This window comes from Maritalea mobilis (assembly GCF_004363175.1).
GTDB classification, from domain to species: Bacteria; Pseudomonadota; Alphaproteobacteria; order Rhizobiales; family Devosiaceae; genus Maritalea; species Maritalea mobilis.
Window position 1 is genome coordinate 619,784 of record NZ_SNYR01000002.1, and the last position, 14,571, is coordinate 634,354.

Here is a 14,571-nt window from a genome sequence, read left to right on the forward strand (position 1 = left end):
CATTTCGCTTATTCTGCCGGTTCTGGCTTGCGCGGTTCCGTGTGGTGATGGCCGAGCAAAAGGCCGCGGAAACTTGGCGCATTGGGCCGCAGGAAAAGCCAGCCAAAGAAAGCGCCAATATCTGCGCCGATGCCAATAAAGGCAGGCACCAAGAACAGCACCAAAGCCGTGGCCAACCCCAAGCCAAATACAATGGTGATTGCCATTGGAATGAGGAATTGCGCCTGCAAGCTGGTTTCGAACAAGAGTGGGGCAAGGCCACCAATGGTTGTCAATGAGGTAAGCAGCACGGCCCGCAAACGATCTCGCGAGGCCCCTGTGGCGGCTTCGAACAGGCTGTCACCCTCTTCCAACCGCTCCTGCAAGCGGGAGACAAGCACGATAGAGTCATTCACCAAAATACCGGCCAAGCCCAACAAGCCCATCACCGAAATGATGGTGAGCGAATAGCCCATAATATAATGCCCCCAAATGGCCCCCACGACGCCAAATGGGATGATCAACATCACCGCCAAGGGGGCAAAATAGGACGCGAAAATCCAGGCGATGATCACATACATAATGCCCAAGGCAATCAGGCCGCCCAATTGCAAATCGCCAAAAGCGGCGCTTTGTTCAGCTTGGGTGCCGCCAAAACTGTAGGCCACGCCATGGTCGGCCACGATGGTGCCGAGATAATCTGCTTCCAGCCGTTCCAGCACTTCGGGGCCAGTGATGATGTCGCCATCCGTATCGGCAATCACGCGGACCGTCGTTTTACCCTCTTCACGCACAATGCGATTGAAGCCCTGACGTTCGCTTAAGCTGGCCACTTCGAGCAAGGGCACGAAATTGCCTGCGGGTGAGCGCACCCACAAATTGCGCAGGGCAGATGTGCCTTCATTTTCGCCATCACGCTCTACGCGGATGGTGATCTCTTCATTTTCTGCAGCAACGCGGCGGGCCACCCGGCCTTCAAATGCATCGCGAATTTGGCTGCCCAAACTATCGATATTAAAGCCCAAAGCGCTGCCGCGCGGGGTCAGCTCCAACACCAATTCGGGCTTGCCGTAATTGAGGGTGTCGTTAATGTCCTGCACCCCATCAAAGCCCTCAAGCACTGCGGTCAAATCTTCTGCTGCTGCTTTTAATGTGGCTGTGTCGGCTCCGGTGAATTCAATGTCGATGGCGCGACCTGGAGGGCCTCCACGAGGCTCGCGCACGCCAATGCGGTCTACCCCAGCAAAGCGCGGTAATTGTTGGCGGATAGCGGCACCAATTTCGCGGGTACGCACTGAGCGCAACTCAGATGGGGTGAGATAGACTTGAATGTTCGCCCGGCCATTTTCTACGTCCAACGAGGCGAAGCTGGTGACAATCAAAGTTTCGCCCTCGGGGGTCAATTCTTCCTCAACCTTGGTGACCACTTTGCCCATTTCATCGATGAGCGCATACATATCTTCCTGCGGCACACCGGGTTGGAAATTGGCGTTCAGCGAAACCGTTTCCCCTTCGACTGAGGGGAAAAACTCAAATCCCAATTTGCCCGCAGGGATCAACGCACCGCCCAGAATGGCCAAGGCAATGGCGATGGCAGTGGTGGCGTAGCGCCAGCGATAGGACACGCGGGAGACTGCGCCAAAAATGCGCTCTTTGAAAAACTCGAAGCCTCGGTCGAAATTGCGGCGGAACATGCCCGGCTCTTTCCGCTCTTTTGGCAGAGCGTGAGACAAGTGACCCGGCAGCACAAAGAAACATTCGATCAGCGACGCCAGCAAAACGGCGATCACCACCATCGGGAGGGCTGACAGGATTTGCCCAACCACATCGCCCACCAACAGGATGGGGCCGAAAGCGGCCATGGTGGTGAGGCTAGCAGCGATAACTGGTGCAGCCATGCGCCCTGCCCCTTTGGTGGCCGCTTCGGCGCGGCTGTCGCCCAATGCATAGCGCGTGGCGGTGTGTTCGCCGACCACAATGGCATCATCAACAATGATGCCCAGCGTGAGCAACAGGGCGAACATGGAAATCATATTGATGGTTTGGCCAGTGAAGAACATCACGCCCAATGTCATCAAAATTGAAACGGGAATGCCCACGGCCACCCAAAAGGCGATGCGGAAATCCAAGAAGATAAACAGGACGATCAAGACCAGCGCCAAGCCAGTTACGCCGTTTTTCACGAGCAGATTTAGGCGATCTTCCACCAATGAGGCGGCGGCGTTGAACACTTCAATGTTCAGCGATGCGGGCAATGTGGGGCGGATTTCATCGAGATAATTGTTCATTTTCTCGAAGGACTCGACCGTGTCTGCGGTAGCTGAGCGAGAGACGGACAGACGAATAGCCTGATCGCCGCGCATAAAGCCAACGCTTTGATCGGCGTTGAATCCGTCAGTAATTTTTGCCACATCACCGAGCAGCAATTTGTCGCCTTGGAAGGTGGTTTTAATTTCCAGCTTTGAGAGTTCATTGATGCCAATTTCGGGCGCGAGGGCGCGGATCTGTGCTTGCAAATCCCCTTCAACGGAACCGGAAGGCCTATCGGCAGTATTTTGCGCAATGGCCTGCGCGATCTGCGCCGTGGTCAAATCTAACTGGCGTAGCTTTTGATCATCGACCACCACTTTAATTTCACGGTCGCGATAGCCCGTGAAGGTGACCCGATCGACCCCGGCATCCAACAATCCGTCACGAATTTGCCGCGCATAATGGCGCAAGGTTGCCTCAGGAAATGGGCCCGAAATACCGATATCGGCAATGGGATCGAAGAATTTGGGCGTGTTGACCTCTGGCGTTTCCGCCTCAATGGGCAAGTTGCTGACACCCGCAACAGCGGCTTCGACCTGCGCTTCGGCTTGGCGCATGTCCGTATCGCGCTCAAACTCCAAATTGATAAAGCCGGAGCCTTCCCGCGCTTGAGAAGACATGGACCGCACGCCATCTAAAAACCGTACCGTTGGCTCAATCGCCTGCAACATGTTTTTGCGAATATCGTCGGCGCTGGCACCAGACCATACCATGGAGATTTGGATTTGCTTGACTTCAAGCGAGGGGAAGAATTGCCGATTGAGTTTGGACACGCCCCATGCACCAAACAAGATCATCAAGATCATCAACAAGTTGGCAGCGTTGCGATGGCGGACAAATAGCTCAACGATGGAGCGTGCGCGGGTGCTTTTCGCCATGATTATGCCCCATCGCCTTCGCTTGAGGCCGCTTCTTCAGCCTGTGGCGGCGCCCCACGCTCGCCGCGATTGCCTTCGCCATTGCCACGGCGCGGGATGGGCGGCGCTTCGCCTTCAACTGTGACGGCAAGGCCTTCGCCCGCTTGTGCCAAGCGTGTGGTGATCACATTGGCCCCGTCCACCACGTCTGACCGCACCAAAAGCTGCGCCCCATCGCGCGCAACAATCTCGGCATCGTGTGGCACCATACGGCCATCCTCGATTGTGTAGATGAGGCGGTTATCATAAATGGCGGTTTCAGGCAGGCGGATCACGCTTTCATATGCGCGACCCGGCACCAGAATTTTGACAAATGTGCCCGGACGGAACGTAGCGGCTTGCGCATCGTCTAGCCGCGCATAAACCTCTACACCACCTTTGGCTGCATCGATTTGCGCCCCGGCACGCGAAATGGCACCTGTGGCGGTTAGATTTTGCGGTTCAACTTCCCAGATCACTTCAATGGGTCGTCCAACGAGGCCATCCGCGAAGATTTGCCCATATTGACGGTCTGACATGGTAAACCGCACATCCAACTGATCTTGGCGATATAGCCCCACCAACACTTCGTTGGCGTTGACGATTTTGCCCAGAGCAATGGAGTCCGTGTTGACCACAGCATCGAACGGGGCACGAATTTCGGTGTTGGCAAGGTTGCGCTCTGCGCGTTCGACTTGCCACTCAAACCGATCAATGCTGGCCAATTGGCGATCCAACTGTGCTTGCTGAATGGCAATATTGGCTTCACGCTGTTTCAAAGCCTGCGCCCGTTGCGACACCAACAATTCCCGATCATCAACGTTTTTCTGGGTCAAGGCCCCAGATTGCAATAGGGTTTTGGCCCGTTCCAAATCGGTTTTAGAAAGCTCAAGCTGTTCGCGGGCAAAGCTCAGATTATCCTGCTCAAGCTGCAACCGCTCACGCGCTTCAGTGGCGGCCAATTCTGCTTCGGCCAAGCTGGCCTTTGCTTCGGTGAGTGCGCCGCGATAGGTAAAATCGTCAATGCGGGCGATCAAATCGCCTTTGGCAATGGCATTACCCACTGCAAGGTCTGGATGAATTTCAACAATTTCGCCCGCAACCTGTGCCCGCACATCCAAAGCACCCGCAGCAACAATTTCGCCGAAATAAGTGAGATGAGGCTGGGCGGTTTGTGCGGTAACTTCCACCGTGCGCACGGTGAACGTGCGTTCACGCGCTTGGCGCTCAGGCGGTTCGGGCCGACTGGACACCATTTGAAACGCAAAAAAGCCCGCCCCGCCAAGAATGGCGATGGCTAGGACAATCCGAAAGAAGATGGCGAAGATGGACACGCGCCTCCGCTTGGGCACACTTTTTTGAGGTGTGGTGGCAGAGGCTTGATCAGTTGCGCTGGGCTGATCCAGATGACGGTCCATAGTAAAGATCCCGGTTTTTTGCCCAATTTACGCCTATGGCGCACATTCAACAAATTAAACTTTGTCCATCTTTACGTAATATCGGCCTTAGCTGGATCAACCCTTGCTGTTTGCTGCGCTTATTTACGGAATTGATGCGGATTAAAATGGTAAGCGGTTGAGCAGAACTCACACACCACCTCAATATCCCCATCAACCACCATGGCGTCGATATCATCGTTCGAAAACTGTTCGAGCATGGCTTCAATTTTGTCGGCATTACAGCCGCACTTTTCTTCCAGATCCATCGGCTCAAACACGCGTACGCCTGTTTCGTGATAGAGACGGAACAAAAGCCGTTCTGACGAGATTTCCGGATCGACCAATTCATGATCGTCAACAGTTTGCAACAAGGCGCTGGCTTCGACCCAGTTGTTTTCTGGCTCAAACTCATTGTCTGCTGTGTCGGGATTGTTGAAATCTCCATCACCTGGCAGATCAGCCATGGTGCGGCCACCATGTTCAGGCAAATGTTGCAGCAAAATGCCGCCTGCCCGCCACTGGTCTTGCGCCTTGCCCTTTTCGCTGAACTGAGCCACTGCCAGCCGCACAATGGTTGGAATTTGCTCAGACTGCATAAAGTAGCGGTGGGCCACTTCTTCCAGTGACACGCCATCCAACTGAACAATGCCTTGGTAACGCTCGGTCATTTCGCCCTGATCAATGGTCATGGCCAAAATGCCTTTGCCCAACAATTGTTCTGGCGACAATTCACCTTTTTCAGCCGCTTCATTGAGCGCAACTTCGTCAAACCGGGCATAGCCGCGCAACCCGTTTGGGGTTTGCAAATCCACCACGATCATATTGACCGGGCCGTCAGTTTGGGTTTGCAGGATGAACCGCCCCTCAAATTTGAGAGACGAACCCACCAAAGCAGACAGCACAATAGCTTCGCCCAAAAGACGCGCCACAGGCGTTGGATAATCATGTCGGGTCAAAATGGTGTTTAGCGCTTCGTCCAGCTTTACCGAACGGCCACGCACATCCAAATTTTCAACCGCGAACGGCACCACACTGTCAGTTAGGCTTTCCGCCCGATCAAGGCCAACGGCCTTCATAAAATCATCTGTCATTTAAGCTCCTCAATGCCGAACACCCAGCACAAAACTGCTTTTTGGGCGTGCAGCCGATTTTCAGCTTCATCAAAAACAACCGATTGCGGGCCATCGAGCACATCAGATGTGACCTCATCGCCCCGGTGTGCCGGCAAGCAATGCATGAAGATGGCGTCTGGCTTGGCTTCATCCATCAATTCTTGTGTCACCCGGTGCGGCGACAAAATTTCACGACGGATGGTGGCATCCAGATCGCCCATTGAAACCCACGTATCGGTGATGACCAGGTCTGCATCTTTCATGGCAGCAACCGGATCTTGAGTGACTTGCACCCGACCATTGGTCGCATTTATTTCGGCCTGCATCGCCTGATTAGGCTTATATTGTTCAGGGCAAGCAATTTTCAACTCACAGTTAAACAGATTTGCCGCCTGAATCCACGACATCAACACATTGTTACTGTCGCCCTGCCACACAATCTTAATGCCTTCAATCGACCCGCGATGTTCCTCATAGGTCATAATGTCCGCCATAATTTGGCAAGGGTGTGAAAAGCGCGTTAGGCCATTGATCACCGGAATGGTGGCCGCCGCGGCCATTTCTTCCAGATCATCATGGCTAAGCAAGCGGATCATGATCGCATCCACATAACGCGACATCACCCGAGCTGTATCCGCGATGGTCTCGTCGCGCGACAATTGCATTTCGTCACCGGTTAGCATCAAGGTTTGACCGCCGAGCTGGCGCATGCCCACATCAAATGAAACGCGGGTACGGGTGCTTTCCCGATCGAAAATCATCGCCAACACTTTGTCTTTCAACAAAGGTGGTTTTTCGCCCTCTTTCAATTTTGCTTTCAGGGCGTGGGCCAAATCGAGAATTTTTCTCAGCTCTTCTTTAGTGAATTGGCCGAGATCCAAAAAATGTTGTGTTGCAGCCATGGTGACTGTCCTTTTGTCATGAGTTGCTTGTGGGGGAAGCGAAGATCGTTTGAATGAAGGAAGGCTTGGCCTTAGGCCGAGAGCGCCTTTTCCATTCGGTTGATCGCCTCATCAATGTCCTGTTTTTCAACAATGAGCGGTGGCAAAAAGCGAATGACATTATCACCCGCGCCAACGACAAGCAGATGATGCTCGCGCATTTTGGCCACCAATTCCGCAGCAGGCTGCTTTACTTTCATGCCCGCCATCAAACCTTTGCCGCGCACTTCCACAATTTCATCTGGGAATTTTTGCGCCAATTGCTGCAAAGACCAGCTTAGATGTTGGCCCATTTTTTCAACATGGTCCAAAAAGCCATCTTCTGAAATCCGGTCCAGCACCGCGTTGCCCACGGCACACGCCATCGGGTTACCGCCATAGGTGCTGCCATGGGTGCCCGGCACCATGGAGGCGCCAACTTTATCTGTTGCCAAACAAGCACCCAGCGGAAAGCCGCCGCCAATGCCTTTAGCCAGCGCCATCACATCTGGCTTGATGCCTGCCCATTCATAAGCAAACATTTTGCCCGTGCGGCCATAGCCACATTGAACTTCGTCCAAAATCAGCAAAATGCCATGGGCGTCACAAAGAGCACGGATGTCGCGCAGAAATTCGGCACTAAACACGTTGATGCCGCTTTCGCCTTGGATTGGTTCTAGCAAAATGCCAGCGGTCTTATCGCTGATCGCCGCTTTCACCGCGTCCAAATCGCCTGCCTTCACATGGGGGAAGCCTTCAGCCTTGGGGCCAAAGCCTTTTAAATAGGCCTCATTGCCGCCTGCGGCGATGGTACCCAATGTCCGGCCATGAAAAGCACCTTCAAAGGTGATGATCTCATAGCGGTCTTCCTGACCTTGATCATAGAAATAGCGCCGTGCTGTTTTAATGGCACATTCAAGCGCTTCAGCGCCCGAATTGGTGAAGAACACCATATCGGCAAAAGAAATGTCGACCAGCCGCTGTGCGAGCTTTTCTGCTTCAGGAATGGAGAAGACATTAGAGACATGCCAAAGCTTTTCGGCTTGCTCTTTAAGTTTGCTCACAACATAAGGATCAGCATGGCCCAGCGCGTTCACCGCGATGCCTGCTGCAAAATCAAGATATTCTCCGCCGTCTGACGAGAATAGCCGCACCCCTTCGCCCCGCTCAAAAGAGAGATCGGCGCGTTGATAATTTTTATAGAGTGCGGACATTTTCTTGATGTTCCTTTCTGTCCAAACAGCGATGCTGCGCAAGTTCCAAAACCAAAAAACGCGTTGCCCGAGCTGGCGCAACGCGATAACCAGTGCATTTATGACCAGTTTAACTGGGAAAAGTCAATCGGCTGCGAAATGGCGTAAATGCAACGACATTAAAAAATGTCTTGGATAACCGGAATAAAAACAAAGTGAGCCTTGTCACGGATTCATCCGGTCTTGTAAAGTGAGGCTATAGGAACACGATATCTCGTGTGGCGGACCTATAAGTACATACGATGGATGGTATTTGAACCGGATTTTATGCATTTTTCGGTGAGGTGCCGGAGTCTATCTTTTGATTAAAATGGAGGACCTCCATGGCGTGGACAGACGAGCGCGTTGCGATTTTGAAAAAACTATGGATGGAAGGCTTGAGTGCAAGCCAAATCGCGGCTGAGCTTGGCGAAGGGGTAACCCGCAATGCGGTGATCGGCAAGGTGCACCGGCTTAAACTTTCTGGCCGGGCAAAACCCGCTTCTTCAGCGCCACGGGCGCGCAAGCCACGGGCAACCGCATCCAGCACACCGAGACGACCGAGCGGTGCCGCCTCGAACACAAGCGCACGCCCAGCGAGCAGCAGCCGCCCAGCGGCCGCCTCCTCAGCGCCGCGCCGTTCAAGCGGACCAGCAGTTGCCGGCAACACCGCCCTGAAAATGAGTGCGGATACTGAAGCCGAGCAAAGCTTTGAATTGAACGCTGAATCTGAAATTTTCATTCCAGAAGCCGAGCGCATTGGCCTGATGGAATTGAACGAGCATACGTGTAAATGGCCAATTGGCGATCCTGTTGCTGATGACTTCCACTTTTGTGGTCGCCACAGCGATGAAGGCAAACCTTATTGCGAATTTCACTCCAAGCGCGCTTACCACTCCCTTGATCGGCGCAAGAAGAACTAAGCAGCGTAACTTGAAATTGGGTCGCCTTGTGCGGCCCTATTTTTTTGGGGGAAAGGTGCGCCGATCTTTTTCGCTCTCGGTTGAGCGGCGATCAAAGATGATCGCCTAACCTGCGCGGGCGCGGCCAAACAAGTTGGCCTTCTGGCAAGAAGAACTAAGCAGCGTAACTTGAAATTGGGTCGCCTTGTGCGGCCCTTTTTTTGGGTGGAGTTTTTTTCGCTCGCGGTTGAGCGGCACCTTTCGGTGCCTAACCTGCGCGGGCGCGAAACTTAAAAGTTTCGGGCTGAGCCGCCCAAGCCTTGTTTAGGTGCCGGAAGAGTTGGCGCGAGTGCCGAGGAATTTGTTTTTACTCACGATCAAACGTGTGTGGGCAAAAGTGCGCCGGGAGCCTCGCAGCGCTCGTCCGTTTTTTCCTCACAAACGATATTCGGTTTTGCTAGCCCTTCACGGAGCCAGCAGTGAGACCGGCGACCATATACCGTTGGAGGAACGGATATAGGCATAGAACTGGCAAAATGCCGATTATGCTTGCGGCCATGACTTCATTCCAACGGGAAACGGAACCTGTTGCATAAGGGTATAGCCCCAAGGGCAAGGGCTGCATTTCGGGTTCCCAGAGGAACGCGAAAGACAGCACAAATTGCTGCGAGTAGGCGCCGATGAAGGTGGCGATGGCGACCACCACAATGCCGGGCATGGAAATGGGAATAATCACACGCCGCAGAATATAGAGCCGCGATGCGCCATCTACCCATGCGGCCTCTTCCAACTCGGGTGGAATTTTCATCATATATGAGCGCAACAGCCAGATGCCCGTTGGGATCAAAAAGGCAGCGCCCGGCACGATGACAGCCCAATAAGTATTCACCAGGCCTAACTTCAAGAAGATTTTGAACAAAGGCAGGATCATCACGGTGGCACCGATCATGGTGACGGTCAAAAATCCGGTTAGAATGACGTCGCGGCCCTTAAACTCATACCGCGCGAAGGCCCAAGCCGCCGGGATTACGGCGATCAAAGTCAGGATCGTGACGGACATACCGATAAAGAAGCTGTTCCAAATATAATGCCCAAGCAAGGGGATGCGTCGCCAGATCGAAAAATAGGCGTCAAAACTCATGCCCTCGGTAAAGACATGATAGGGAATAGAAACAATTTCGCGCCACGGCCGCAGCGACACCAAGAACGCTTCAAAGAATGGTGCAAGCATAAGGGATAGGAACACAAAGATGCCGAAATAGATGCCAATCGTTTCATACCATCTATATTTGTTGATCATGCCCTACTCCCCAAATCTCCAATGCCGCAGAACATCCTCCCGTTCAACAGCATCCCACGCCCACTCTACCGAGCGTTTCAACTCTTCATCAATGCAATCAGATTTCCACCGAAGGGTGGCCGAATTCGCAGATGTAGTAAAGTTACATCGGAAATGGTTTTAAATGGGTTACGGCGTTCGAATGAACAGAGATGGTTCGCTTTAGGCTCCAAGATTTAGCAGAATGACAACCAATTTAACGGGTTTCCGGCTGGCAAATGGCAAACATCGCCACTATAAAAATTATATGATGAGAAGGGATTTTCTAAATGCAGCAGCGCTCTGACCACTTGGAAACCAAAGGCATGCTATGCGATCCCGGCGATCATTTTAAAGGGCGCTTCGAAGTGGAAAGAAAATTCCGTGTTGCGGATATTGCGTCTGTGAGAGAACGCCTTGAAGAGTTATCAGCCATTCCGTTTACCCTAGGCAATGCCGAAACTGACGTATTTCTTGATTTACCCGATGGACGACTTGAGGCTAACGGCCAATTTCATACTCTCCGGCGTATGCAACCTTCTGAACGTGTACTTTGGATTTCTAAAGGGCCGGCAAAAGACGAATGTGTGGCAATGGATCTTGCCAATTTTGATAAAGCACTCGCGATGTTAAAATCACTCGGCTTCATTGAGAAGCGACAAATACACAAGCGTCGAGATATTTACTTCATCGACAAATTTCACGTCACGTTAGATCACGTAGAAGGTCTAGGTTCATTTGTTGAACTGGCAATAATGACTGACGATGAAGATTTGCTCCCCACGCTGCGTGACGAAGTGCAACAGACAGCAGTAGTGCTTAAGCTAACTAGCTATCCAGAGGAACATCTTTCTTACCGTGAGCTCCTATTTGGCTCAACAGATGGAAGATGACTTCCTTCAGCCTCTAAGCCGTGGCAAACTTTTCGTCGAACGAATAGCCAGCGCCGCGGACAGTGCGGATGGGGTCTTTGGAGCGGCCGCGGTTGATGGCTTTGCGGAGGCGGCCGACGTGGACGTCTACGGTGCGTTCGTCCACATAGACATCGTGCCCCCAAACGCCATCAAGCAATTGTTCGCGCGAGTAAACGCGGCCGGGATTTTGCATGAGATATTCAAGCAAGCGATATTCGGTTGGGCCAAGATGCACTTCGCGACCTGAGCGGCGCACGCGGTGGGTTTCGCGGTCCAATTCGATGTCGCCAGCGGTGAGGCTTTGGGCGGTTAGATGTGGGTTTGATCGGCGCAGCAGCGCTTTCACACGAGCCAGCAATTCAGGCACGGAGAAAGGTTTCACCACATAATCATCTGCCCCGGTGGCAAGACCGCGCACGCGCTCTTCTTCTTCGCCACGGGCGGTCATCATAATGATGGGTGTGCGGGCCGTTTCTTCGCGCGTGCGCCAGCGGCGGCACAGCTCGATGCCGGAAAGACCAGGCAACATCCAATCGAGCAAAATAAGGTCAGGCACCTCTTCGCGCATGATCAAAGCTGCTTCATCACCACTTTCCGCTGCAGAGACTTTATAGCCCTCAGCTTCCAGATTATAGCGCAGCATTAAAGCCAGATCGGCTTCATCTTCGACGATCAGGATATGGGGAGACATGGGCCCAACCTCACAATTTTCAACTTATCCCAGAGAGACTTTACCGCTCTCAATATCGTTATAAAGATTGCCACCTGTTTCCAGATAATAGGCAGCTTCCGCGATATTGGTGGCGTGGTCGCCTGCGCGTTCCAAGTTTTTGGCGCAGAACAACAAGTGGGTGCAATCGGTGATGTTGCGTGGATCTTCCATCATATAGGTAAGGAATTCACGGAACAATGAGATGTAAAGCGAGTCCACTTCATCATCACGACGGCAAACATCGATCGCGATTTTTGAATCCCGCGCGGTGAATGCGTCCAATGCGCGTTTGACTTGCTGCAATGACAAATCAGACATATGGCGCACACCATTATAAAGCTGCTTAGACACGCGCTGGCTATCAATATGCAATGTACGGCGCGACAGGTTTTTGGCGATGTCACCAATGCGCTCCAAATCGTTTGCCACGTGAATGGCGGAAACGATGTGGCGCAAATCCCCAGCCATTGGCTGGCGGCGTGCGATCATGGATACAGCCTGCTCATCAATCAAGCGCTGCATGTTGTCGACGCGTTTATCGGCCTGCGCTGTTTGCTTGGCCAATTCATGATCTACCCGCACCAGCGCTTGCGTGGCGTTGGTGATTGCCACCTCAACCATGCCGCCCATTTCAGAAATGGCACGAGTCAAAGATGTCAATTCATCTTCGTAGGAAGTGACGATATGTTCGTTATCTGGTGTTGCCATTGTTATATCTTTCGCCGCTAGTGCTTAGTGCCGCTTTTGGGAAACGTTATCACAACGTCCCACGCGCTTTAATTATTACCCGATACGTCCGGTGATGTAATCTTGGGTCTTTTTGTTGATCGGGTTGGTAAAAATCTGATCGGTTGGGCCTTCTTCAATCAATTTTCCGAGGTGGAAAAAGGCTGTTTTCTGGCTTACCCGCGCAGCTTGCTGCATAGAGTGCGTTACGATCACGATGGTGAAGTTGGCGCGCAATTCGTCGATCAGTTCTTCAATGATTGCGGTGGCGATGGGGTCAAGCGCAGAACATGGCTCATCCATCAACAACACTTCCGGCTGGGTGGCAATGGCGCGTGCAATGCACAAACGCTGCTGCTGACCGCCAGAAAGGCCAGTGCCCGGCTGGTCCAAACGGTCTTTCACTTCTTCCCAAAGGCCAGCGCGGCGCAAGGAAGAGGTGACCAATTCGTCCAACTCGTCTTTGGTGCGGGTCATGCCATGAATGCGCGGGCCATAGGCCACGTTTTCATAGATGCTTTTTGGGAATGGGTTTGGCTTTTGAAACACCATGCCCACACGCGCACGCAATTCCACAACGTCGATGTTTTTGTCGTAAATATCTTGCTCGTCCAGCATGATATTGCCAGTGACTTTACATACATCGATGGTGTCGTTCATGCGGTTCAAGCAGCGCAAGAATGTGGACTTACCGCAGCCAGAAGGGCCAATCAACGAAATCACTTGGTTTTCGTAGATGTTCAAATCCACATCAAACAGCGCTTGCTTTTCGCCGTAAAACACGTTGACGCCGTTGCCGCTCATTTTCACCTTACCGGTGTTCACAGCGGGAGCTTTTGCTGCGGTGGCGGCCATATTTGCTTCTACACTCATTCTCTACCTCAATATGCTTGGTTCAACCGAATATCGGCCTACCAACGGCGTTCGAAACGTTTGCGCAGCACGACAGCAAGCGCGTTCATGGTGATCAAGAACCCGAGCAAAACCATAATCGCGGCAGATGTGCGCTGTTGGAATGCTGGTTCTGGGAAATCTGCCCACATAAAGATTTGCACGGGCAACACGGTGGACGGATCAGAAAAGCCCATCGGGATATCCACCACAAAGGCCACCATGCCGATCATCAATAGCGGCGCTGTTTCGCCCAAGGCTTGCGCCATGCCAATGATTGTGCCGGTGAGAATGCCTGGCATGGCCAAAGGCAACACATGGTGCACCACTGTTTGCAAGCGAGAGGCGCCAATGCCCAAAGCGGCTTCACGGATGGATGGCGGCACAGCGCGCAAAGCGGCCCGCGATGCGATGATGATGGTTGGTAAGGTCATCAAGGCCAACACCATACCACCCACATATGGGGCGGAGCGATCCAACTCGAAATAGTTGAGGAACACGGCCAAGCCAAGCAAACCAAACACAATGGACGGCACCGCAGCCAAATTGTTGATGTTCACCTCAATCAAGGTGGTCCAACGGTTTTTCGGCGCAAACTCTTCCAAGTAAATCGCAGCGGCCACACCCAATGGGAATGACAAAAGCAAAGTGATGATCAAGGTGAGCGCGGAACCAACCGCAGCACCCAACACACCCGCCATTTCAGGCTCACGGCTGGCGCCGCGGGTGAAGAAGATGGTGTTCAAGCCAGAGCGAACAAAGCCGCGCTCAACCAACTCATCTGTCCACACAATTTCTTGGTCAGTGAATTTGCGGTTTGCCTCTGGCACTTCCAACACGCGGATGGACCATTGGCTGGCATCAAGTGAGGTCACAGCTTCATCAAGCGGGAGATATTGCTCAACATTGGCGGTTGTTGAGGTGACTTTTTGCACCTTCAACACTGCGCCATCGGCATAAACCAACACTGACATCATTTCGCCTGTGAGGTCTTCGCCCAGACCAGGGTTGGCCACACGACTTTCAATGTTGGTGATTTGCTCTTCAAGTTGCTTAATACGCGCTTCAAGCACGGTGATGTCAGACTCCGAGCGTTCCAACTCTGCTTCCAAACGCGACTTCACATTGGCGTTGGTTTCGGCAGGAATGCGCTCTTGCAGCGCTTTGATGTCGCCGCGCGTTTTGTTGAGTGACAATTGCAAGCCAGACTGTTGGGCCCG

11 protein-coding genes and 1 pseudogene are annotated in these 14,571 nt (G+C 52.8%); 2 read left to right on the forward strand and 10 right to left on the reverse strand.

Going from position 1 to position 14,571, the window contains the following annotated elements:
- Positions 1 to 8: 8 nt before the first annotated feature.
- The 5 genes from ATL17_RS10845 to ATL17_RS10865 all read right to left on the reverse strand — a co-directional run bounded on the left by ATL17_RS10845 (position 9) and on the right by ATL17_RS10865 (position 7,879).
- A complete protein-coding gene (locus ATL17_RS10845) occupies positions 9 to 3,167 on the reverse strand; it encodes an efflux RND transporter permease subunit (RefSeq protein ID WP_133572813.1) in 3,159 nt (1,052 codons plus the stop codon).
- 2 nt (positions 3,168 to 3,169) lie between these two features.
- Positions 3,170 to 4,603, reverse strand: a complete 1,434-nt coding sequence (locus tag ATL17_RS10850; protein WP_133572814.1) for an efflux RND transporter periplasmic adaptor subunit — start codon at positions 4,601 to 4,603, stop codon at positions 3,170 to 3,172.
- A 119-nt stretch (positions 4,604 to 4,722) separates the two neighbouring features.
- Complete coding sequence (locus ATL17_RS10855) at positions 4,723 to 5,715, reverse strand: Hsp33 family molecular chaperone (RefSeq protein WP_133572815.1); 993 nt, start codon at positions 5,713 to 5,715, stop codon at positions 4,723 to 4,725.
- Positions 5,712 to 6,638, reverse strand: coding sequence for an ornithine carbamoyltransferase (gene argF, locus ATL17_RS10860; protein WP_133572816.1), 927 nt, complete (start codon positions 6,636 to 6,638; stop codon positions 5,712 to 5,714). Before argF ends, ATL17_RS10855 begins: the two co-directional genes overlap by 4 nt.
- Before the next feature lie 71 nt (positions 6,639 to 6,709).
- Positions 6,710 to 7,879 carry an aspartate aminotransferase family protein gene (locus tag ATL17_RS10865; protein ID WP_166639031.1) on the reverse strand — a complete coding sequence of 390 codons (1,170 nt, stop codon included), beginning with the start codon at positions 7,877 to 7,879 and terminating at the stop codon, positions 6,710 to 6,712.
- A 353-nt stretch (positions 7,880 to 8,232) separates the two neighbouring features.
- Between ATL17_RS10865 and ATL17_RS10870 the strand changes: the two genes are divergently transcribed.
- Entirely contained in the window at positions 8,233 to 8,811 is a 579-nt protein-coding gene (locus tag ATL17_RS10870; RefSeq protein ID WP_133572818.1) for a GcrA family cell cycle regulator, read from the forward strand.
- Between the two features lie 436 nt (positions 8,812 to 9,247).
- On the opposite strand, the gene ATL17_RS10875 is transcribed toward ATL17_RS10870, so the two are convergent.
- Positions 9,248 to 10,090 carry a carbohydrate ABC transporter permease gene (locus ATL17_RS10875; RefSeq protein ID WP_133572819.1) on the reverse strand — a complete coding sequence of 281 codons (843 nt, stop codon included), beginning with the start codon at positions 10,088 to 10,090 and terminating at the stop codon, positions 9,248 to 9,250.
- 308 nt (positions 10,091 to 10,398) lie between these two features.
- Between ATL17_RS10875 and ATL17_RS10880 the strand changes: the two genes are divergently transcribed.
- Complete coding sequence (locus tag ATL17_RS10880) at positions 10,399 to 11,001, forward strand: class IV adenylate cyclase (RefSeq protein WP_133572820.1); 603 nt, start codon at positions 10,399 to 10,401, stop codon at positions 10,999 to 11,001.
- A 13-nt stretch (positions 11,002 to 11,014) separates the two neighbouring features.
- Here the strand turns inward: ATL17_RS10880 and phoB are convergent, their stop codons facing one another.
- From phoB to pstA, 4 genes and pseudogenes are all read right to left on the reverse strand, one after another.
- Complete coding sequence (phoB, locus tag ATL17_RS10885; RefSeq protein WP_133572821.1) at positions 11,015 to 11,713, reverse strand: phosphate regulon transcriptional regulator PhoB; 699 nt, start codon at positions 11,711 to 11,713, stop codon at positions 11,015 to 11,017.
- 24 nt (positions 11,714 to 11,737) lie between these two features.
- Entirely contained in the window at positions 11,738 to 12,442 is a 705-nt protein-coding gene (phoU, locus tag ATL17_RS10890; RefSeq protein WP_133572822.1) for a phosphate signaling complex protein PhoU, read from the reverse strand.
- A gap of 75 nt (positions 12,443 to 12,517) precedes the next feature.
- Positions 12,518 to 13,315 carry a phosphate ABC transporter ATP-binding protein PstB gene (gene pstB / locus ATL17_RS10895; RefSeq protein WP_281275892.1) on the reverse strand — a complete coding sequence of 266 codons (798 nt, stop codon included), beginning with the start codon at positions 13,313 to 13,315 and terminating at the stop codon, positions 12,518 to 12,520.
- Positions 13,316 to 13,371: 56 nt separating this feature from the next.
- Positions 13,372 to 14,310: pseudogene (pstA, locus tag ATL17_RS17090) on the reverse strand (phosphate ABC transporter permease PstA); the annotation flags it as partial.
- Between the last annotated feature and the right edge of the window lie 261 nt (positions 14,311 to 14,571).